The sequence below is a fragment of the Butyrivibrio sp. INlla16 genome (genome assembly GCF_900104155.1).
GTDB lineage: Bacteria > Bacillota > Clostridia > Lachnospirales > Lachnospiraceae > Butyrivibrio.
Genome location: NZ_FMYB01000014.1, coordinates 71,729 through 94,356, shown reverse-complemented (window position 1 = coordinate 94,356; position 22,628 = coordinate 71,729). Strand labels below are relative to the sequence as shown.

Below are 22,628 nucleotides of genomic sequence, written 5' to 3'. Positions count from 1 at the left end.
CAGACCATCCGGAGTAATCAGCCCGATATAGGTATCCACAGGCTGGGGGTATTTTTTCCCCGGAACCCTTTTCGATGTACGCTTGTACAGGTAATATGAATCACCTTTTTTCTTGATGGTAGTCCCCTTAACGCGTTGTGCCTGAACCCATTCTGGATATACTTTTTCAGTCTTCATACCTTCCTCCTTTCGTATAGGTGGCGTATACCTATACTTTAGGTATATTATACCTCTACAGAGCAGAAAAAGGAAGAGGGAAAAGCACTTTTGTATAATGCTTTTCCCTCTAAGTTTCATCGCTAAAAGACCCTATATTTATTTTGCTTCATGAAACAACCCTATCCGTGACAGGCTTGTTCGTCAAAGATCCTTATATCTTGTTAAACTCACAAATGTTCTTGATCATACATTTCCGGAGTTCAAGCCATTCTTTAATGAACGTTTTTCTAAAACAGCTCTATATCTGTTAGAAAACTATGGCTCTGCTGAGAACATGTCTGCCATGATTGAAACTGACTATAATGAAATACGTCGCATATCTCATGGTAAGTTTTCTCCTCAACAATTCCATGAATTGAAACGTTTAGCTAATGATACTGTTGGCATCAATAATTCTATATTTGATGTCGAACTTGAAAGTTTACTGTCCCTTTACAAATCCTTGGCCAAAGAAATCAATACACTTGAGAGTGAGATTATTAGGCTCATAAACGAAGTCCATCCTCACTTCATGACCATTCCAGGAATTGCTCCTATTTCTGCTGCAGTAATCTACGCAGAATACGGAGATATTTCCAACTTTTCATCTCCAGCACAGATGAGTATTGTGTGAATTACGGATTGCTATAAAGGACTATGGATATTTGATATTTGCGCGCGGCTGAGATGCTTGTAAAGAAGAAATAATAGGTTTCCTATTGACTCGGTGACTATGTGGTATAATGACGACGTTGGAAAAATGTGAATAATTATACTGATAAGCAGGTAAATTGTTTTGGCTGGGTACTATAGGTACTATACCGGGTACTATAGGTACTATACCGGGGGTCAGACCCCATTTTGGAAATGTTAATAATGATACAAAAATATTACAAGCGTTTTGGATTGCTTAGGTTTATTAACAAACGGATGAACAGCGCATAAATACTGAATTTTTGAGCATTTTTGCCATTTGACAACAGACTGACGAGATGCTAAGATTAAGGCGTAAGAATAATAAAAAGGGTGTCACCGTGACGGTTAGCCCAAACAAATTATGATAAGCAGAAATGTGACCGCTCAGCAATCTTTGTCAGGGATGAGGCGGTCATTTCTGCGTTTTATTGATATCCTTGCCGATGGAGTATCCAACGGCAAAGCAGGTAAGACATAAGCTTAACACAGCGATTATTCCGAGGATTATTTCCATTGGTTTAGCCCTCCTATTTTATTTCTGCCCTGGTGTGGATAATAAAATGCCTGACTCACAGATTATATAAACGGAGGGTCGCAGTCCCTCCGAGAAGAGGGCTAACCGTCAACCATCAAAAATTGGTGACACCCTAGATTTAGAAGTTTACCACAGAGAAATAATCCTGTAAATTGCAAATTTAGTTGTGACTATGATAAAAACAATAAATACCTTGGGCCTGTCAGTGCACCTAGCTAAGGGCGCTTCATATAGCGGATTGCAAACGTCCGCCTAATAAGCTGGGCATAGGGCATATGGGGTCAGACCCCATGAAGGTCATGTTAATCCGAGAATCCAGGATATCTCTATCCCAGAGCTTGCAACTATATTCGAAAATAGCTTATGCGCTCCCATTACTGATATTCCTGATATGGCGTATAGTGACGACGAATCAATATATCTCGCTTGCGGATGGACGGCAAGCGGCTTCTATGTAAAAGTGTGGTACACATACAGGGATGGCGTGATTAGAATTATTGTCGGGATTAAGGGGAAATAGAGGAGGCAATCAGATGAATCAAAATGATGATAATACATTGTATAATAACATTCTGAATCAGTATGCCGAATCAAAAAGGATTATTCAGCAGGCGATGGATGATCATCAGCTTGTGCTTTTTGTAGGTGCAGGTGCTTCTATTGCTTCAGGAATGCCTTCTTGGGGAGACGCTATACAAAACATAGCAAATAGATTGTCGATTAGTGATGAAGACTTAGATTATCTTAGAATACCGCAGTACTATTTCAATGCAAGAGGCAAGAAGGAATACACTCAGCTTATACGTGAGATTTTCAGGCATGGTGACTATCTACCCAAACATGAAATCCACGATAAAATTATCGAGTTCGATACAGCAACCATAATAACCACAAATTATGATCACCTTATAGAACAGGCTGCTGAGGATAATAGCCAAATACTATCTGTGGTCAGTAAAGATGCTGATTTACCATATCGTCAAGGCGGCAAAGAGCTTATTAAGATGCATGGAGATTTTGAAAATGATAACTTCGTGCTGAAAGAAGATGATTACCTTAGTTATGGTCGTAATTTTAAACTGATTGAGAATTATGTGAAATCCCTGATAGGTACGAAAGTAGTGCTGTTTATAGGGTATTCATTTAACGATCCTGATCTGAAATTAATCTTTTCCTGGGTAAAGGATATACTTGGCGGCGATTTCCAGCGTGCCTATCTAATACAATCTGGGAAGAAATACGATGTTAATGAGGCAGAGTATTTTAGAAATTTTGGAATAAATGTACTATATGCATCTGTGCAGTTACAGAGTCTGTTTGATTCTGATGACCTGACATCAAATCTTCTGTTAATGCTCAAGTGGTTGTTGGATAAAGACAAAAATGATAAGTTGACATGTCTGTACAATGAGTTAAAACCATTTTCATCAATGAGATATGCAAGCCAGATATATGTTAAGAATGCTCTGCTTAATGCGGGAATGAACTCTAGTAATGGTATCATTTCAATTAATGATACATTCGGAAGAATGTCAGATGATGAAACTAAGGAGATTTTTAAATCCCTTGTGTATGAGCAGTGGATTAGGCTTGGTAAGGCAGTTACTTTGCCAATAGGTCTACTTAAGAACATATATGTTAAAACAAATCTTTCGGAAGAGGAGATAGAAGAGAAACAGAAGCAGAATAATATACGTGTAGCTGAATACATTAAGGATTTCAAACCAAACAAAAAAACGCAACGGATTGTTAGAGAAATTTTAGATGTACTTAATAAGAGTAATATGGTATGTCTACAGGGGCATTTGCCAAGGCAAGGAGCAAATTCTTGGTTTGTTGCTTCTGTACCTTTGGATGAAACAGCTTCTCCTTCATGGATGGAAGCTGTTAACACGTTTGATTTTGATTCACTGGAGAAAGTGGCAGATGAAAATGAAGCACATTTAACAGAAACCAGACCCGAACTATATATGGAGCAAGGCTATCTTCAGTTTGTTCTTGGAAACTATCTGGCAGCTTATAATTGCTATAGAAATGCTAAGACTATTTTCTACAAACGCCATGAGTACGTCAGATTCTTTATAGCAGAGTTTAATCGTTATGTTCTAGCTAAATCAATTATATCTGGCAACGGAATAATCTGTGGTATTAAGTCAGATGATGTGAAGACGGTCAAGACTGAAATGGATTCGCTAAAGCTTGATCGGATGTTCAACAGCCTTCCTGATCTTGGCGAGACGAACAAAGCATTGAAGGATATGTACACATTTAATATTGCGTATACATTGTTCCAAGATGCATATCAGGTTTCGGCAAAAGTGAATGAGCAGGCAAATACGAATTACACATTCTTTAGTGGGATGGCTGCGTTTGCGGGAATGAGTGAAAGTATATCTGATTATTATAATTACATTTCACTTAATATGCTTCCAGTAAACAACTATTTAGAGCATGTGAATATTTTCCGTATCTATTTTCAGAGCATTGTCAGTTCTGCAACAGCTAAAGATAATACAAATGCAACTTCTTTAGTTGAGAATTTAAAAACAGTACATGCAAGCACTCTTACGACATTTGATGTTTTAACAGCTCTGAAATTCATAGAGGCAAAAGAACTAGAGAAGATGATGAATAGGCTTTCAAGTAAACTGCCGCTTAGTGATGATGCGATTGAATATCTCTCGATTGTTGTAGGAAATTGTATTAAAAGAATTCCTAAAAGTGTTTTTATGTACGACACTACGTTTTGGAAGTGTCTGGCATTACTTGGAAAATGTAATCTAAATGAACAATTGGTTGAGATTACAACAAATAAGCTGAATGAGATTACTACAGGTCTCGACTATAGAGATCGTTCTAATATGATAAAAGCGTTTTTTGTAAATGCGAGAAAACAGGAGCTGTTAGTATCTGATAAAAGTACAAACAATATTGTTGCATTTTTAGATACCATTCTTTTATACCTATCAAACAACAAGTCCGAGTCATTAGGATGTAGGAGTTTGGTAACTACTTTGCTTTGGGGACTAAAGGGCAGTAGCAGAGTATATGAAAACACTGAAATAATCAGAAGCTTAATAGCAGATGATACCAGGCTTTTATGTTTATCAATGTATCCGTTTTTGACCACAGATGGCAAAAAAATGATAAGTGATGCATATAGCAATTGGAAATATGATAATAGTAATTTTGCTTTTGAATTTTACTATGAATTAGTTAGTAAAGGAGTTAAGAAACCGGATACAAACATTGAAAAACAGATTGTCGATCACTATGATGCAGAAGATGAGGATAGTGGTAATGCGTTAAACGGAGTTATGATCTTCCCAGCTCAAAATGAAAAGGTTTTTTTATATCAGTTGCTAGATCTGTACACTAAGGGCTTGGTCATAGATAAAGGGGCTTGTTCTAAGGTGCTTATTAAGAATAATATTCCTGGATGTGAGTGGCTGATGAATTATGAAGGATATGATTATTCTTCGTTTGATACAAAATGGTTATCTCTTTGCACTGATAATCTGTTAGAAACTATTAGCAAGAATGAGAATGCAAAGGAGAACATAAAGAGAGCAATAGAGGATGAGTATAAAACAGGAAGTGTCGATAAGGATTTGGTGGATATTTACTTCAGATTTTTTATATGAGGGGATTGACGAAATACCGCTAAGTCAGTTCTGAATCCGCATGATCTGTGGAGGGCATCAGTTAGTTTGTCTCGAACATATGTAGGCATGTATCCCTGCCCTTTTATGTCTGCAAAATTTATTGATTTTAATTTATTAAAAGTTTCCCAATCTGCCGGACTATAGATTTCCGGCAGAAGGGTTAGAATCCTTTCTCGGGCGGCCTCGCGGTCGCTTGGGTTTTATATCAACCTGATCCTTTGGCTTGATGAACTGGATACTATTGAGTATTATCAGCAACCCGGCAAGGCACATCATCTATCTGAGATAACAGCAAAGCAGTGTGAACTCTATGAGTTCATGGGTGTAAATGCCCCGACATGATCAAACCTTGGTATAAAATGACGGGACTTTAGGTTGAAAGAAAGCGTGTTGTCATTGATTGATAATGACGTGGAAGCGCAGAAAGTAAGAATGAGGTTTATCATGGCAAATGCAGAAAACAACGATTTTTGCGGAGCAGAAGAAGCTGTAAAACTTCTTAAAGAATATGGACTTAAGGATCGTGGTGATTATGAGTACAAGAAAGCCGTTCCCTTGCCACCGTTAGATATGAAGAAACGAAATGAGATATGGTGCGACCTTCTTTATGAGCCGTGGCTTAAGATGAAACGACAGCTTGAAGGAAGAGATAAAGTTCGCTGTGAGATACTCAATACGTGTTGTTATCCTGAATACATCTTCGAAAATAATAAAAGTATCTGTGAAAAATGCGAAGATTACCAGAACGTAGTAAAGCCTATTATTGATAAGATGTCCTGGATTTCAGAAGTTCAACAGAAGTTGAAAAAAGAGGGAATAGAGGACGAAGCTAGGAGATAGCAGAGATGGATGAGCTTGAGTTTATACAATACATTGATAATTTCAAAATGCACTTTAAACTCCTACTCAGAAGATATAAGCGTTTTATTGAGGTTGATGATATTCACAATACAGATATTGATGTCATAACGTACCTGGATATGATTATTGTTCAGCTACGTGCTATGTGTATTGAAAGCCCAAATCTGAAGAGCAATTATACCGCTCAAAATTATCTTCGTTTGATGAAGCGTGATGATTTGGCTGAAAAGATAGATAATATGCTGGCTGAACAGTTTTTCTCATATAGAGATAATTGCGATATTAAACGAGCGTTAAAAATTTTGGCTGATAAGTACATTTGCCATTATGATGCCTTTGATGACGAGGAATTATTATGGTGCGAGATGATAGAAAAGCAATTGAGAAATCCTTATGATGAACACAATCTTTCCTACATCATGAAAGTAGTAATCGATTGTATTGGAGAAGGCCTTTCTTTGAAAACATTTATGGATATAGTAGGGAGTGAAGATGAATATGATCAGGTAATAGCATTGGCATTAGATAAGGTAAAGGAGTTGCTGTTATCAAGAGTAATAATTATTTTGAGAACTGTAAGTGTTAACACAGGCTCTTGATTTCCAATAACCTCACTTATATAGCTGCTGACTTTGACAACGATAAGGATGCTGTTGAAATTCTCCACAAATGGAATGAGAGCGACCATTGGAGCTTACATTTTAAGGATGCTCATGAACTTCAACAAAGCTATGATAGTAGCCTTTACTGTTCTATTAAATCTTCTTTGAAAATGAGGATGGATGCATCCAAAACATTTATACTGATCGTTGGTAGCAAGACAAATGTTGTTACGAAAGGCGGATGTCAGAATTGCGGAAGCTATAACAGTTGGACTAAGGCATGTGGTAAAGGGTATAGTGTTGATTACAGAAGCTATATCAAGTATGAATGCGACGAGGCTGTTAAAGCTGGAATAAAGATAGTAGTTCTTTATAACAAGACACAAGTTGATAAATCCTTATGCCCGGAAGCAGTAAAGAATCTTGGCACTCATGAAAGAATGTATTATAAGGCAACAGATGGTAAGTACTACTGGGATTATCAGAGCGTAAAGAAAGCGATTGAAGGATAAGAATTATGGCTGCTATAAGGACATTAAAACGCTATGCGGTATAATGGTCTGTGTAAATATTCTATGGGTTCTTCGCAGGGCGCCAAACAGAAAGAGAGACGATTATGCTCAATTGGAAAGGATTGTTCCGTTCTCATATATTGGAAAGAGGCTGGGATTATGCCAGTGACGGCTCTGTCACTGACTTCGTAAAGACTGATGATAGTATATCCGCAGTTGTTCAAGGGAGTGAGTACTATAAGGTAAAGATAAGGTATTCGGGCTCTGAGATTATTGACGGATACTGTTCCTGCCCATATGCAGCAAAGGGTGAGTGGTGCAAGCATATGGCGGCGGTATTATACCTGGCAGATAACGGTATGACATCAGGCGGAGCTTTGGCCATGTCTAACCAGGGTGCTGAAATGCAAAGCATTAAAGAGATCGTAGGATCTGCTGACCGTAAGGATATTGAAGATCTTCTGATTTATCTTGCAAATCAGGACGACCGGACAGAGAGCTTTATCCGGGCGCATCTCGGCACCGGGAAGTCTTCTGATGTAAAGCAGATAGAAAAGGAAATAGATTCAGTTTTTAACGCCTACAGTGGCAGGTCAGGGTATATAGATTACTATAGCGCTATGTCTTTCGAATCCGACCTGAACAGCCTTCTTCGAAACAGAGTTGGAGAACTGATCGATAATGAGAGCTACATGGATGCCTTTAATGCCTCAATGTATGCTTATACCAAGCTTGGGAACTGGGACATTGATGATGACGGTGAGATAGCATCTATCTCAAGTACCTGCTATGAGCTGTGGCAGGACATAATCAAAAATTGTGAGCCCAAGGAGCGTGAGCCTATTAAGGAATGGTTTGAAGAGCATTCTGATGATGGTACAGTTATCGACTATATGGAAGACATGCTGCAGGATTTCCTTGAGTACGAGCTGGCATCGGATGATGAACTCCGGGAAATAATAAAAGGCCTTGAGGGGAAGATAGAGAGCAGCAAAGGCCAGACGCAGTGCCCTGGCATTTTTACCTCGTACTATGGATACAGCTGTGACGCTATTGAACTTAGGAATATCTTTGCAAAGCGCCTTGGTGCAACGGATGAAGAAGCTGAAGAATATATGCGTGGCTACATGAGCTTTAAGTCAGTTCGGGATTACTTTATTAAGAAAGCCAGGGATCAGGGGGATACCAAGGAAGAGATCAGACTCCTTAAACTTGGCAAGGAATATGATAAAGAATCTGAGTATACAATGCATACATATTCCAAAAGGCTCATTGAACTATACGCCCAGAATAAGGACAAAGAGTCGGAGAAGCTTGAGCGAAGAGCAGATCTTCTGGCTAATCAGGGAGCATCGCTGGAGGACTTTAGAGCATACCGCGCCATGTGTACTGATAAGGAATGGTCAGATGAGCGGCTAAAGATAATCGGTTCCCGAAAGGACATTGATAAGAGGTGTGAATTCCTTGCAGATGAAAAGATGAAGGAGAAGCTGTTTGATACCATATGGGCGCAGAAAGATAAACTAAGTCTGGTAAACAAGTATGGTTTTGCATTGGCGGATAAGTACTCAGAGCAGATCCTGAATTTTTATTCTGAATTTGTTTCAGGGCTTGCAGACGAAGCCTGCAACCGATCACGATATAATGATCTGAGCAGATACCTGATGCGCATGTCACAGTTTACCGGCGGGAAGGCGCGGGTAAGACAGCTCGCGCTGGAGTGGATGGAGATGTATCCCACGAGGAAGGTTATGTGTGAGATGCTGGAGGGGTATAGGCATATAAAATGAAGGATGAAGGTAGGGATCTATCTATGTGTTGATAGGTGACTATGTGGTATAATGACGATGTTGGAAAAATGTGAATAATTATACTGATATGCAGGTAAATTGTTTTGGTTGGGTACAAACAGAAAACTGATTTTAGATATTATTGCAGGATTATTCTTGTATTATTAGCAGATACACTAAGTGTTGTAATAGCGTATCTGCTTTCTTTGCTTGTTTGGCTTGATTTCAGGTAATGGGATAGTTCTGATGCCCTCAGTGTTAGGGTAGTTGTCACTCCCCTCCCATAGTTGGTAAGATCCTGTCTTTGACAGTTTAATACCAACTAAAGACGCCAAAAGCCTTAATACATCAGGCTCTTGGCGTTATTTTTGTGATTCTTGATATATAGTAATATTACCTTTGCTTGCTTTGTTTTTCTATAGTTCTCATATCAGCTTTAGTAATGAATTCGTAATCGGTTCTAAAACCGCATACTTTATGAAGGGCATCAGTAAGTTTATCACGAATGTAAGTTGGCATGTATCCCTGTCCTTTAATGTCTGCAAATTTCATTGATTTCAATTTATCCAAGATTTCTTCACAGGTGTATTTGTTTTCAAGTTGCTTTTCCAATAAACGATAAACAAGTAATGACAGGAAACATATCAGGAAGTGGGCTTCTATTCTGTCATCTCTTCTGATATAGACAGGTCTTGCAGCGAAATCTGTTTTCATGATTCTGAAGCATTCCTCGATCTGCCATCGTCCCTCGCTTACTTTCAAAATATCCTTAACATCATCGTCTATAAGATCTGTACAGACAGCGTAAAGACCGTCATATCCAGCTTCTTCGGCAACCTTTGTCTCGTCAAGATAGTAATGGATATCGGCAACTTCGCCATCTTCAGTACGTGCATCCTTCCCTATAAAACGGGCTGGATCATTAGGGTTTTTTCAATTCTTTTTTAGCTTTCCTTTGTTGATCATAGCCTCGGCACGTTGCACCTGAGCTTCCCTGATTGCCTTTTGATAAGCTGCATATTTGGGCGAATAGGTGATTATGAGTAGCTGATCGATATTTCCGCTGATATAAGGGATTTCTTTGTAGTACAACTCATCAGAATCAGTACTTTCAATTTCTGCAGCAGAAACCTTTTTATTATCCGCAAGCCTTTTAAAACCATCTTTACTCAGTGCGAGTTTTTTGTTTTCTGCATCAAGCTTTTTTATTGACTGGGTGACGATAAACGCTCGTTCTCCTAGGTGGTTAAATTTGCGATTATCGGTTGAACCAAGGCCGGCATCGCTACAGTAAATAAACTTATCATGACCGAACTGCTGAAGGATTTTTGATTCTAAAGGCTTTAATGATTTTTGCTCATTCTGATTCCCACCAAAAATTGAAAATGCCAGAGGAATACCGTCTCCATCAATGAAAAGTCCCATCTGAACGATTGGGTTAGGCCGATGTTCCTTGCTTTTGCCATACTTTTTATTACCATCTTCTTGCTCAATTTCGAAATTGAAGTTAGAGCAGTCGTAGTAAAGTATTCGATCATTTCTTTTACCAAAATAGTTGCTGTTCTTAAAAACTTCAGACTGGATAAAATCCGATTCTTCTGCAAGTACTGATAATGCTCTGTAGATATCATGAAGTTCGTATGTAGGAGCTTCAAGGTATGACTGGGCAGCTTTATATGCAGAAAGTTTGCTACGTGGATCAAGGATGCGGTTATAAACCAGGTCAGAAAGAATGGCATTTAAATCGTATTCGTACTGATGACGTTGTTTGATTGTCTTACAGATCTTATCCAGCTGGAGCTTGTAGTAAACAGCCTGAGGAAACAGATAACCGCCTTCAAATAGTTTGCGCTGTGCATAGTCTAATTCTTTATCTGCGTGGAAAACAACCTGAACAGACTTTGTTTTGCGTGCCTGTTTGTACTTCTTGGTTTCGGCAGCAACTTCGCTGCGGCACCAGGCAATAACATCATCACGAGTTGGGCCATGATCCTTTATTAATTCTGAAAGTGTGCCGAGTTTACGGACAGTAGCAGTGGTGCTTTTTCCAGAATTATCAATAAAGGATTTGGAAATATAGAATGATTCTGAATTCTTGGACTTTGAGATTGTAAGTTTCATGAATAGTATCCCCCAGCCCTTATTATACCACAAATCACTATATATCACTGTATATTAAAAAATAAAATTTGACAAAAAAATACAGACCAGATGTGGTCTGCAACTATTTTTGATATGATTTAGGTGTCAAACTCCCGCGCCCTGCCTGTAATTTGATTGATGGTTAGTTTTGGTTGTTGTAAAATCATAAGGAAAGCTAAAGCTTAGAGAGATAAATGAATTCGGTTATAATTCGGAAAGAATCTGAGGGGGCATATGAAAGCAGAGAATATATTCGATATTAAAGATTTAGTAATTGCTGGTATTGAGGATTTGGAATATGGTCAAGACGCAGTAGTAAAGGCAATGTATAATGATGAAGAAATAGCAAGGTTTTCTTTTGACACGTATCCGACAATTGACGATGAGGTCAAAGGCGTGATATTGCATAATGCTGATGTAATTGAAGGGTATAGGCATTGTGGAGTAGGAACGAAGATTATGGAGTCTGTAGCAGAAAAGTATACCATTCATGCAATGAATCTTTACTATGCATATTTGGTGAATTGTTTAAACAAACTGACAGATTACGTAAAACTATAGATGATATAGAAGGTATTGTTCTTATCGATGAGATAGACAAGCATCTTCATATAAAAATCCAAAGAGAAGTTTTGCCAAAATTAATAGGATTGTTCCCTAAAATCCAATTCGTTTTATCGACTCATTCACCTTTTGTAAATATTGGAATTTCAGATACTTTTTATGATAACGTTATGATTATTAATATGGACCATGAGGGAATAGAATGTGAAGCCGATACCAATAATGTTTTTCGTGAAGCATATGATGTAATGATTAATGAAAATAACAGATATGCAGATGAATGTAGAATGTTAAAGGCTAAATTGGAAAACACGAAAAAACCAGTTGTCTATCTAGAAGGGCGTACAGATGAGAAATACTTTAATAAAGCTCTAGAGATATTTGGATATTCAGACAAAAATGTGGAATTTAGATGGATAGGTCATTTGGATGCGAAGGGGAATGAAGAGTTTACTGGATCAGGTAGCTTAGATAAAGCGATACAATTTGTTAAAGGACAAAGACCACTAACGCTGCAAATATTTTTATTTGATTCTGATACAAAAAAGCAGGAATATTTTGGAAATAATATTGTTGTTATGGTAATGCCATATTTTAACGAGCATATTTTGATGAACAAGGGCATAGAGAACGCGCTAGAACTGGATGGTATTGAACTGGAAAACTTTTATTCAATCTATACACATGTGGGCGATTATGGACAGGAGACTTCAGTAAAAGAATTCGATAAAATGAAGCTTTGTGATTATGTTTGCGGATTAGATGACAAGATACAGTATTGAAGAATCTGAAACCTGTAATTGAGAAAATTATGGAACAAATTGGGGAATAAAAATGAAAAAAATCAGTACATCAATTTCTACATTCAAAAATTTAATTGAAGCTGATTATATGTATGTAGATAAAACTAAATATATATACGATATGGTAAAAGAACCCTTTGGGCAGTTTTTCTTTTCAAGACCAAGAAGGTTTGGGAAAAGCTTGACTGTAAGTACTCTGGAATCTGTATTTAGTGGAGACAAAGAGTTATTTAAGGGGTTATATATATATGATAAGGATTACAGTTGGGATATTTTTCCTATCATTCATATAGACTTTGGAAAGAGTGATAGCTCAACGGTGGCTAACCTTGAGGAATGGTTAAAGCTTGAAATGACAGGAATAGCTGAGCGGAATGAAGTAATAATATCCGGCAGTTCTCCTGCGTTGATGTTTGGGGAATTGATTAAAGCTCTCAATAATAAGTACAAAAAGGGAGTGGTTATACTTATTGATGAATATGACAGACCGATAACCAACAATATTGAGGACGGAAAGGGAGTCAAGAAGATCCGCCAGGTTATGGAAGCTTTTTATCAGATGATAAAAGGATATGAGTCTGTTGAAAGATTTGTTTTTATAACCGGTATTACAAAACTTAGTCAGGTATCTATTTTTAGTAAATTAAATAATTTGATTGATATTAGCAGGAGTAAAAATTTTGCTGATGCAGTTGGATATACTCAGGATGAGTTAGACGTATATTTACATGAGTATATAGAGATTGGTGCTGCAAAAAATAGTGTGACATATGGTGATTTAAAGCAGAAGTTAGCATTATGGTATGATGGCTTTAGATTTACTTTTGATGGAGAAAAGGTATATAACCCAGTTTCAATCGGACGTTTTATTAATGAAGACTATGAGTTTAGGAATTATTGGTATGCTACAGCGACACCTGTAATGCTCGTTAATCAGGCAAGAAAACAGAATATTACAGTTGAATCAATAGAGAATGCTGTTATGACAGATATATCATATAACTCCTTTGATATTATGCAGTTGACTAATGACAATGTTGATTCTCAAAGTCTAATACAGCTCTTATATCAGACAGGTTACCTGACTATTGGTGAGCGGGAAGAAAAGAACAATATTCCAACATATAAATTGGTCTACCCCAATAAAGAAGTTCAGGATTCTTTTGAGACAGATCTAGCGTCTGTATATATGAAAAAGGCTGTTGGTGAGATATCAAACTTTACTAATTTAATACAGAATGCAGCGTATGAAGGTAATATCGATAGAATGGTTGAAATTATCAAAGGTATTTTTGCTGGGGTGCCATATGATATCCAGCTAAATTATGAGAAATATTACCAGTCTCTTTTATATTTGACATTTAGAATGTGCGGAATGGACATTATTGCAGAGAATACAACCAATGTTGGAAGGATTGATGCCGAGCTTATAAGTGGAATCTATATCTATGTTATAGAGTGTAAGATAAACAAGACAGCTCAAGAGGCATTGGAGCAAATTGAGAAAAAGAAGTATTGTGAGAAAAATATCCTAAAAAAGGAGGATGGGTATAAGATTTATAAAGTAGGAATGAACTTTTCTACGGATAAGGATAAAAGGAATATAGACGATTATTTATATGAAGAAGTATAAATTGGAAAAATATGAGTAGTCTACTAATGTTCCAAAGGAAATCGTAAGAGACGGAGTGTTTATTATGCTGGGGAAGAATAAGGACTCAGGTATAAGATATTATTTAAGGATAATTCTGATTGTTTTAGCAGATGCGCTAAGTGTTGCTTTAGCGCATCTGCTTTCTTTGCTTATAAAGAGTCATGGTGGGATCCGTATGAGATTGGTTATGGGGAAAAGGCCGGGAAAAAGATCGCCTCAATGATTTTGGAGCAAGATGACCTGGATGACTTTCCGGATTATCTAAAAATAGAAAAAAGACTATATAATGTAAATGATTTTGCGGAATATGTTAAGAAGATAAAATGTTCAAAGGGCAGATATGGTACGCTTTTGAGGAATAATTGTAAGATGCAGGATGTATGTTCTGCATTTTCTTTTTAGCACTATTTTTGTAGAAATAAGATATATATTTTTTGATATATTATATGTAAAAGTTTATACTTACATTTAGTAAACAATTATTTTAATTCTTTTGTTGGGATTATATAACATATGGAAAATAGGAAGATGCCAATCGGCATAGAAGACTATAAAAAGTTAATAGAAGGAAACTATTACTTCATAGACAAAACAGATTTTATCATGTCTCTTATTGACGGTCATTCAGATGTTACTCTTATCACAAGACCTCGAAGATTTGGCAAAACTCTTACTATGAGTATGCTTAAGTATTTTTATGATAATGATAACGTAGCGGAAAATCGGAAATTATTTGAGAAGTGTCATATTGGACAGTCAGACAATAAAAAATACATGGCGGAGCAGGGAAAATATCCTGTTTTGTTTTTGACATTTAAGGATATTAAGGCTGATACCTGCGATAGTATGAAAAAGCAGTTTGCCATGATTATCAGTGATATCTATGGGCGCAACAGGGATATCATGGATGTGCTGGCTGATGATGAAAAGGAATATTATAATAAGGTGCTCAGATATGAGCTATCTGATGAGGAATTACGCTTTTCATTAAAACGAATGACGGAGTATCTGTATAAATACTATAAAGAGAAGGTAGTAATTCTAATAGATGAATACGATACTCCTATTCAGAGTGCTTATAACGCGGAGGTTAAGTACCACCACGAGGCAACTGACTTTGTGAAGGGGTTGTTGGGAGCAGTGCTAAAGACTAATGACAGAATGAACTTTGCAATTTTGACAGGGGTACTTCGTATTGCAAAGGAGAGTATTTTTAGTGATTTAAATAATCTTGATGTGTGCTCTGTGCTTTCTGACAAATATAGTGATGTATTTGGATTTGGCGAAAATGATATAGATAAAATTCTTCTTGATTATGGGCTAATTGAGAAAAAAGATGAAGTAGTTGAGTGGTATGATGGATATCGATTTGGTACGGAAAACATTTATAATCCTTGGTCTGTTATAAAATATATAGATAATCGTTGTAAGGTACAGGCATATTGGACAAATACCGGCTCACATTCAATTCTTTCAGGCAGTTTGGGAAGAGATGGCTTTACGACAGAAACTTCTATGGAAAAGCTGTTAAACGGAGATTCTGTTTCAGCATGGATTGATGAAGGCATTATCTATGATGAAATCGGTCAGAACAGCAATCGCTTGTTTACTATGTTACTTTCCACCGGATATTTGACTTCATCTGAGATTGGCAATAAGGATCAGGATGAATATCAATTAAGAATTCCCAATAAGGAGATAGTAAGTATCTTTAGGCGAGAGGTTCTGGAGAGAATGTCGGGAAGCAGATCTTCAGAAATAGAAAATGCGCTTATTGAGAAATTGCTTAAAGGTGATGCTGCGGAATTGGAGACGGCTCTTTCTGATTTCATTCTTAATTATGTCAGTTACTTTGATGCAGGTACTGAGGGCTTCTATCACGGTATGATGCTGGGAATACTTGCAATGGTTTTTGATACTCATAGAGTTGAATCTAACAAAGAAAGCGGCTATGGAAGATTTGATATAGCTCTTTATCCTAAGAAGACAAATGACATAGCGGTGCTTCTGGAGTTTAAGAGTAGTGGTTCGGAAAAGGAACTTGAAAAAGATGCCCAAGAGGCATTAAACCAGATTGATGAGAAGAAGTATGACACGGAATTAAAAAAGGTTAAAGCTGGCAAAATTCATAAATATGGCATATCATTTTATGGAAAGATAATACGGGTAAGATAACCTTGAGGAGTTTAAGGGATGCTTGAAGGATAGAAAGGATGGCCCTAATGACGAGCAGCAAAACCTTTGACAGTGTTGGTAAGAAGATGTTGTATCTTATCGAAAATGATATGATAAAAAAGGATTCTCTTCCAAATCATGGCTCTACTTTTTCCGGGGGATACGAGGACTTGTATCTTTATAAGTTCAAAAAGTATTTAGGATCGGTGAGCAGAGCTATCGTTAACCGAAATATTGCTAGGGAGCATGATAATGAAGACTGAGGATTCGAAGAATTACAGGTATATACTGGAGGAGTTTGGCTCGGATGTCGTTGAAAAGAGAACAAATTGGTTAAAAGAGCTAATGGACTCTTATATTGATGCCTGTCACCGTGAAAACTTTTGTGGACAATTGTTTGGCAAGTTTTCATGGTGACAGGCATTTTTTCAATACCTCAATCCGTATAATCGGAATAGTTGAGGGCGAGCCACAAAGCTGTGAATATTCTTGTGCGGCGGAGCACCTATCAGGTGTGGTAGTTTTAATCGATGCTTAACTACTGTTGAAGTATAACCTCTATATATTTTGTTCGCAAGATTCCAGTCAGCATACTGAGGAAACCACATTTCCTGCTCAGCTGTGGATGACATGCGGACAAGGTGTCCCGGCACAAAGAACATCAGGATAGATGCGATGATGGTTGCAACAAACGGATAGAGTGCTACTACTATGGATTCACGGTAGGCTATAGGTAAGACAACCTATGTTGCTAATCTTCATTTCAAGGAGCGGGGACGGACCTTTTCACAGAAACTGAAAAGAGTGCTGAGGGCAGATTGCGCTTGTTGATGTAAAAGATTTTTGCTCCCTAACTACATTTTTTTCATAGTTAGGGAGCAAAAATAATTTGCCTATTAGGTCATTTCTTCTTCAAAGAATTTATCAAGATCCCTTGCACCATAAGGGATACGGACAATTTCAACTCGCTCATGATCTTCGTCTACAAGGTAGAGAACAGCGTAATTGTCAACATTCAAACGTCGCATACCAAGGCTTGCCCAGGGTTCATATGGAACGGGTGAATTTCTTTTAGGGAACTTATCAAGCTTTTTAATAGCTTCACGAATTCTGTTCACCTGACCTTCTGCATTATCTCTTGAGCCTAGATTATATGCGATATGCATGAATATGTTGCGAAGATCGTCCTTTGCTTCGTCAGAGTAGCAGACATAAAAATTGCTCATATTCCAAATTCCTCAGCGAGCATGCGATCAACATCTTCAACAGAGTGGGTGCGGCCATTCTTGATGGAATCCACACCTTTTTGAAGCTCTGCATCAAACTCAGCTTTGGTAATGCCCTGAGCAGAAAAGTGATTTATCTCTGGAAGCTTTGACTGGAAAGGCATTCCTTTAACAAGCACAATCTGACTGTAAAGCATCTTGATAGCTTCAGATGGAGAAATCCCAAGCTGAGCAAGGATACCCTCGGCGTTTTCTTTGAGACCTGTTTCGACACGAGCATAAACAGGGGATGTATTTGCCATAAAATCACGCTCCTTTCATTTCTTTGTAAGAAAATTATAGCATATATTGCTTGCAACTGCAAGCAAATGCAAGCGCATTACAAGGCGATACTTGAAATGGAAAGATTTGGAGAAAACCACATTTAGCGCGGATTTTAGGCACTTCCACAAGAAAAAGTACAAGAAACTATTGACAAGTAGCAACAGGATTTGCCATTTTATGCTAATGTGACAGGGTATCTTGAGAAGTTGAAAGGCCTTGTATAAGTGGTGGTGATATCAATGAATAGGTGTCTGATTGTACGAGTATGGCGTGAGTGTTAATATTTTGTATAGATGAGTTGTTTGCAGAAAGGAGATTGTTATGGCAGAGATGAACACAAAGGCAATGTCTCTGTTATCAGTAATGATGGTACTTTCGATATTTTCAAGCATTTCGGGTTCCAGTCGGGAAGGGACGTAGATAAGTTTGCGGATGCATCCGGCGAGATGAAGGTTGTTGATGGGAAGATTTCTTATAAGATCGCTGAGAACGGAGTTCCTTATATTACAACCGGTACCAACGCATATTTTTCCCTGAAAGTGGAGCAGACGGTGGATCTTGGATCGCATACTCTTTTCATATGTGAGCCCACTGCGATGGAGGTGCTGTCCGATACGTCGTCCTGCACCTACGAGTATTATCAGAATAATATTAAGCCAAAGCCCGAGGCGGTCGGCACGACTCCGAAGGGTGAGACGGTGTGGCGCTGCAGGATTTGCGGCTATGAGTGGGTAGGCGAGGAGCTTCCGGATGATTTCATCTGTCCTATCTGTAAGCATCCGAAGGCGGATTTTGAGAAGGTTGTGAGATAAGTATTTGGTATGATTAACGTTTTGATGTGCACCTACAACGGTGAAAAGTATATAGGGCAGCAGCTGGATTCGATAATGGCGCAGACTTACCGGGATTTTCGGCTGTATATCCGGGATGATGGCTCGACGGACGCTACTATGCGGATTGTGAATGAGTATGCAGAGAGGTTCCCAGAGAAGGTGAAGGTGGTGTCCGGGGCTTCGCATCTGGGGTATCCGGATTGTTTCTGGGATGTGCTCGAGAAGTGCGAGAGCGCGGATTACTATGCGTTCAGCGATCAGGATGATGTGTGGGATGAGCACAAGCTGGAGTACGCGGCGGAGAAGATGGGGGATGCTGGGCTGGTGGCTTCTGATGGGGGTGCTGGTGACGGTAGGCCGTTGTTATATATACATGATTATGATAACTGCGACGGGGAGCTTGGCTTGATAAGTAGGCACTGTTTGGGTGATGTGGCGGTGCTTGATGAGATGAATATCTTGTTCTATACCTACGCATCAGGCTTTTGCATGGTGATAAATAACGCTTTGCGGGATTTGCTGCTTCGTCAGAATCTTGTTGGGAAGGCGATGTATCATGATGAGTTGTGCATCTGGACCGCATATTTCCATGGAAAAATCTTGTACGATGATAGGAATCTTACGAAGTATCGCCGGCACGAGGCGACCTACACTGAGTACGGGAATGGCGTGGGGACGCTTATTTCCAATTGGCTAAGGCGTGAGATTTTCGGCGATGAGTTCCTGCTTAAGTGCAGGCTGATTAGGACTTTCCTGTCGTTGAAGGAGATCAGGCCCTCTGAGAAGCGAGTTTGCAGAAGCTGGCTGTTGCTCTCCGGGGGACGGATGAATTTTGCAAGGTATTTTAAGAGGCTGTGCTGGGGACATCGGCTCAGGCCTTCTGCCGGCGGCGAAGTCGCGCTGCGGATCATGTTCTTGATGGGCAGGGGAGCCGTTGGTAAATAAAAAGGCGTTTTTGGAATTTTGGTATACCTTTTTGGGACTTTTTAGGGCTTTTCTGAGAGAGTTTGTAAATGAGAGAACATTTTTGGACTTTTGGTACCCATGTTTTTGCAAATCATGGGTACCAAAATCTTAAAAACGCCTTCTTATTTACTTTTGCTCTACAAATTCTTGTAAAACCAGCCTAAAAAGTATACCAAAATGGAAAAAAAGCGGGTTTTATTTACTTTTACTTTCCTATTCCCTGTAAAATGAGTCAAAAAAGTATACCAAAATAGAAAAAGTAGGCTTCTATTTACTTTTTAGAAAAATCGAGTGATAGAGAAGCAAGTTGCCAGAGATAGCTGGATGGCATCAGTTACGTTAAGGAGTATAGGGCGTTTTGAAGAAAGTTTCGATTATAATTCCGGTTTATAATGGTGCAAATTACATAGATGAGATTTTCAGGCAGATAGGTGCTCAGGCATACAGGGAGCTGGAGGTGCTGCTTGTTGACGACGGCTCGACGGATGATTCGGGAAGAGTGATTCGTGAGAAGATTGCGGAGTTTGAAGGTGATGGCATAGTCTTCAGGCTTATCTCCCAGGAGAATACCGGTCAGGGAGGTGCGCGAAACCGCGGAATCGCAGAAGCGAGTGGGGATTATCTTCTTTTCATGGATCAGGATGATCATATCAGGGAGGATTATATCGAGCGGCTTCTGGAGGTTGCTGAGCGGGATGGAAGCGATATCGTGATCTCGGGCTATGAGCATGTGACGGCGGGCGGAGAGGTTCGCGAGCATGTGGAGCTTGTAAATAATGAGTGGTGCAGGTTTATGAATATTACGCCCTGGGGGAAGATTTACCGCAGGGATTTTGTGGTGCGCGAGGGGATTAAGTTCTTGCCGGTGCCGCTGGGGGAGGATATTTATTTTAATGTGCTTTGTTATTCTCACACGCGGAAGGTGTCGTATACGGAGTATGTGGGATATCAGTGGGTTATAAATGAGAGTTCGGTGTCCAATACGGTGCACAGGTCTGTCAGCGAGGAGGCAGATGTGCTGCGGCTTTTCGATGCGATTGCGGGGATGGACAGTGCCGGCGAGTGGATGAAGGACGAGCAGTTCAGGTATTTTATGCTAAAGACTGGGATTTTTCATGTGCTGTATGCGGCGAAGGGGACGCCTGCGGGGAAGCTTCTAGAGTATCGCACGGATATTTTTGATTGGTTAGAGCGGAAGATGCCGGGGATTACCGGTAATCGCCTTATTGGATGGAACAGTCCTGTGGGGGAGAGAGCAGGCGTCCGCAGAGCGGTTTTTGTGTTTGTGATGCTGAGGAGAATGAGACTTGATGGGGGGTTTTTGAGAGTATTTAGGTTGGTGGGGTGAGGCTTTATTGGAAGGCGGTAATGTAGTATGCTTAATGAGTGTAGATGAGGTGTTCGATTTTTCTTTACTAAATCAGGAATGTAATGGGGTAAATATAAAATGGGATTATTCCTTAATCCTGGAAATGAAAATTTCAAACAGATACTAAACGGAATATATGTTGATAAGACAGGTCTTATTGATGAAATCAACGACACGATTAATACTTCAGATAAGCTTACATTTATTAGCAGGCCGCGCCGTTTTGGTAAGTCGTATACAGCTAAGATGCTGTGTGCATACTATGACATGACTTGTGATTCATCATGCCTTTTTGATGATAAGGTTATAGCTAAGGCGGATTCTTATAAAGAACATTTGAATAAATATCAGGTGATCTATCTTGATATTACCGGGTTCATTTCCGGCTTGGATAATATTGATAATATTGTTAAGGCGGTAAGAAATGCAGTTATAGATGAGATAGAAGAAGTATATCCGGATGCTAAAGGCAATACTCTGGGGGAGCTGCTGGTTAATGTAGCGGATGCATCGAATAAAAAGTTTTTCTTTGTTATTGACGAATGGGATGCGCTTTTTAGAGAGTATAAGGAAAAGACTGATCTTCAGGAGGAATATATCGATTTTCTTCGGGAAATTTTTAAGAATGGAAATGTTACAGACCGTGCAATTGCCGGTGCGTTCATGACGGGAATTCTTCCGATAAAGAAATATGGGCATCAGTCCGCTATTTCTGACTTCAGGGAATATACCATGATACAGCCTTCGATTTTTGCTGAATATGTCGGGTTTACTAAGGCAGATATAGATTATCTGGCGGCTAATTATACTGTCAATAAATCAATGCTGAAGAAGTGGTATGATGGCTACTCTTTCCCGAAAGTGGGGGATGTTTATAATCCTAATTCCGTATGCCAGGCTGTGAGAACTTCTGTTTATGATTCTTATTGGTCCAAAACGGAGACTTTTGGGGCGCTTCTTGAGTATATAAATTTGGATAAGGATGGTTTACAGGCTGATATTATCCAGATGATCGGTGGAAATGAGATGCCGGTAGACACAGCTACTTTCCAGAATGATATGACTTCTGTTCAAAATCGTGATGATGTCCTTTCGCTTCTAATTCATTTGGGCTATCTGGCATATGATTCGAAGACAGATAAGGCAAGGATTCCTAACGAGGAGATCAGACGAGAGTTTGTCAGTATGGTTCGTACCGGTAACCATGAGGCTACAAGCAGAATTATTCGGAATTCTGATCAGTTGATTGCGGATACTATTGATGGAAATGAGGATGCAGTTGCCAAGGCTTTGGAGGAAGTACATTCTGCAGGAACATTTGGGATTTCGCCGCTTTTTTATAATGATGAGCAGGCGCTGAGGTCAGTGGTTAAGTTTGCATATATAAGCTGCGCAAATAATTATATTAAGGTGGAGGAGCTTCCTTCGGGGAGAGGATTTGCAGATATTGTGTATATTCCTCGTCCGGGTGAGATGCTGCCGGTGCTTCTGATAGAGTTGAAAATGGATGATAGTTCGGAAGGCGCCATTGGGCAGATTAAGGATAGGAAATATCCTAAGGTATTTGAAAATATAAAGGGCGAAGTTGTCTTGTGTGGGATAAATTATAATTCCAAGACCAAGAAGCATGAGTGCAGGATTGAGAAGATGACTTTTCCTCAAGGTTTATGCTAAAATTATATGATATATAAGTGGGCTCATTTGCCGGGAGGA

At 38.9% G+C, this 22,628-nt stretch carries 19 protein-coding genes and 1 pseudogene; 17 read left to right on the top strand and 3 right to left on the bottom strand.

Going from position 1 to position 22,628, the window contains the following annotated elements; genetic code table 11:
- Window positions 1–502: 502 nt before the first annotated feature.
- The 6 genes from BLR42_RS08750 to BLR42_RS08725 all read left to right on the top strand — a co-directional run bounded on the left by BLR42_RS08750 (window position 503) and on the right by BLR42_RS08725 (window position 8,859).
- Window positions 503–832 carry a transposase gene (locus tag BLR42_RS08750; protein WP_242879280.1) on the top strand — a complete coding sequence of 110 codons (330 nt, stop codon included), beginning with the start codon at window positions 503–505 and terminating at the stop codon, window positions 830–832.
- A 1,130-nt stretch (window positions 833–1,962) separates the two neighbouring features.
- Window positions 1,963–5,073, top strand: coding sequence for an SIR2 family protein (locus BLR42_RS08745; protein WP_091868317.1), 3,111 nt, complete (start codon window positions 1,963–1,965; stop codon window positions 5,071–5,073).
- 465 nt (window positions 5,074–5,538) lie between these two features.
- Window positions 5,539–5,934, top strand: coding sequence for a hypothetical protein (locus BLR42_RS08740; protein ID WP_091868315.1), 396 nt, complete (start codon window positions 5,539–5,541; stop codon window positions 5,932–5,934).
- Between the two features lie 5 nt (window positions 5,935–5,939).
- Window positions 5,940–6,554 carry a hypothetical protein gene (locus BLR42_RS08735; protein WP_091868314.1) on the top strand — a complete coding sequence of 205 codons (615 nt, stop codon included), beginning with the start codon at window positions 5,940–5,942 and terminating at the stop codon, window positions 6,552–6,554.
- Between the two features lie 179 nt (window positions 6,555–6,733).
- A complete protein-coding gene (locus tag BLR42_RS23535; RefSeq protein WP_242879279.1) occupies window positions 6,734–7,069 on the top strand; it encodes a hypothetical protein in 336 nt (111 codons plus the stop codon).
- Window positions 7,070–7,173: 104 nt separating this feature from the next.
- The gene (locus BLR42_RS08725; protein ID WP_091868311.1) at window positions 7,174–8,859 is read left to right on the top strand and encodes an SWIM zinc finger family protein; all 1,686 of its coding nucleotides are present in this window, start codon (window positions 7,174–7,176) and stop codon (window positions 8,857–8,859) included.
- 393 nt (window positions 8,860–9,252) lie between these two features.
- Here the strand turns inward: BLR42_RS08725 and BLR42_RS08720 are convergent.
- Window positions 9,253–10,980 (bottom strand): annotated as a pseudogene (locus BLR42_RS08720) (IS1634 family transposase).
- 255 nt (window positions 10,981–11,235) lie between these two features.
- Between BLR42_RS08720 and BLR42_RS23280 the strand changes: the two are divergent.
- The 7 genes from BLR42_RS23280 to BLR42_RS24210 all read left to right on the top strand — a co-directional run bounded on the left by BLR42_RS23280 (window position 11,236) and on the right by BLR42_RS24210 (window position 17,028).
- Window positions 11,236–11,562 carry a hypothetical protein gene (locus BLR42_RS23280; protein ID WP_207648530.1) on the top strand — a complete coding sequence of 109 codons (327 nt, stop codon included), beginning with the start codon at window positions 11,236–11,238 and terminating at the stop codon, window positions 11,560–11,562.
- A complete protein-coding gene (locus BLR42_RS08715; RefSeq protein WP_207648529.1) occupies window positions 11,526–12,347 on the top strand; it encodes an AAA family ATPase in 822 nt (273 codons plus the stop codon). Before BLR42_RS23280 ends, BLR42_RS08715 begins: the two co-directional genes overlap by 37 nt.
- A 52-nt stretch (window positions 12,348–12,399) precedes the next feature.
- The gene (locus tag BLR42_RS08710) at window positions 12,400–14,001 is read left to right on the top strand and encodes an AAA family ATPase (protein ID WP_091868307.1); all 1,602 of its coding nucleotides are present in this window, start codon (window positions 12,400–12,402) and stop codon (window positions 13,999–14,001) included.
- Between the two features lie 534 nt (window positions 14,002–14,535).
- Window positions 14,536–16,197: an AAA family ATPase gene (locus BLR42_RS08695; protein WP_091868301.1), complete on the top strand. Its 1,662-nt coding sequence runs from the start codon at window positions 14,536–14,538 to the stop codon at window positions 16,195–16,197.
- Between the two features lie 47 nt (window positions 16,198–16,244).
- Window positions 16,245–16,460, top strand: coding sequence for a hypothetical protein (locus BLR42_RS08690; protein ID WP_091868299.1), 216 nt, complete (start codon window positions 16,245–16,247; stop codon window positions 16,458–16,460).
- Window positions 16,450–16,614: a hypothetical protein gene (locus BLR42_RS22675; RefSeq protein ID WP_170832691.1), complete on the top strand. Its 165-nt coding sequence runs from the start codon at window positions 16,450–16,452 to the stop codon at window positions 16,612–16,614. The genes BLR42_RS08690 and BLR42_RS22675 overlap by 11 nt, the downstream gene beginning before the upstream one ends.
- A gap of 312 nt (window positions 16,615–16,926) precedes the next feature.
- Window positions 16,927–17,028: a transposon-encoded TnpW family protein gene (locus tag BLR42_RS24210; RefSeq protein ID WP_091868327.1), complete on the top strand. Its 102-nt coding sequence runs from the start codon at window positions 16,927–16,929 to the stop codon at window positions 17,026–17,028.
- A gap of 65 nt (window positions 17,029–17,093) precedes the next feature.
- Here BLR42_RS24210 and BLR42_RS08680 read toward each other — a convergent pair whose 3' ends face one another.
- Together BLR42_RS08680 and BLR42_RS08675 are read right to left on the bottom strand one after the other, a co-directional pair.
- Window positions 17,094–17,423, bottom strand: coding sequence for a type II toxin-antitoxin system RelE/ParE family toxin (locus BLR42_RS08680; RefSeq protein WP_091868296.1), 330 nt, complete (start codon window positions 17,421–17,423; stop codon window positions 17,094–17,096).
- A complete protein-coding gene (locus BLR42_RS08675; RefSeq protein ID WP_091868294.1) occupies window positions 17,420–17,725 on the bottom strand; it encodes a type II toxin-antitoxin system RelB/DinJ family antitoxin in 306 nt (101 codons plus the stop codon). Before BLR42_RS08675 ends, BLR42_RS08680 begins: the two co-directional genes overlap by 4 nt.
- Window positions 17,726–18,049: 324 nt before the next feature.
- On the opposite strand from BLR42_RS08675, the gene BLR42_RS08670 reads away from it, so the two are divergent.
- The 4 genes from BLR42_RS08670 to BLR42_RS08655 all read left to right on the top strand — a co-directional run bounded on the left by BLR42_RS08670 (window position 18,050) and on the right by BLR42_RS08655 (window position 22,589).
- Entirely contained in the window at window positions 18,050–18,559 is a 510-nt protein-coding gene (locus BLR42_RS08670) for a rubredoxin-like domain-containing protein (RefSeq protein ID WP_242879278.1), read from the top strand.
- A gap of 9 nt (window positions 18,560–18,568) precedes the next feature.
- Window positions 18,569–19,525 (top strand): glycosyltransferase, encoded by a 957-nt coding sequence (locus tag BLR42_RS08665; protein ID WP_091868292.1) that lies wholly within the window; start codon window positions 18,569–18,571, stop codon window positions 19,523–19,525.
- Window positions 19,526–19,904: 379 nt separating this feature from the next.
- Window positions 19,905–20,894 carry a glycosyltransferase family 2 protein gene (locus tag BLR42_RS08660; protein ID WP_091868290.1) on the top strand — a complete coding sequence of 330 codons (990 nt, stop codon included), beginning with the start codon at window positions 19,905–19,907 and terminating at the stop codon, window positions 20,892–20,894.
- Window positions 20,895–20,993: 99 nt separating this feature from the next.
- The gene (locus tag BLR42_RS08655) at window positions 20,994–22,589 is read left to right on the top strand and encodes an AAA family ATPase (protein WP_091868288.1); all 1,596 of its coding nucleotides are present in this window, start codon (window positions 20,994–20,996) and stop codon (window positions 22,587–22,589) included.
- Window positions 22,590–22,628: the final 39 nt, after the last annotated feature.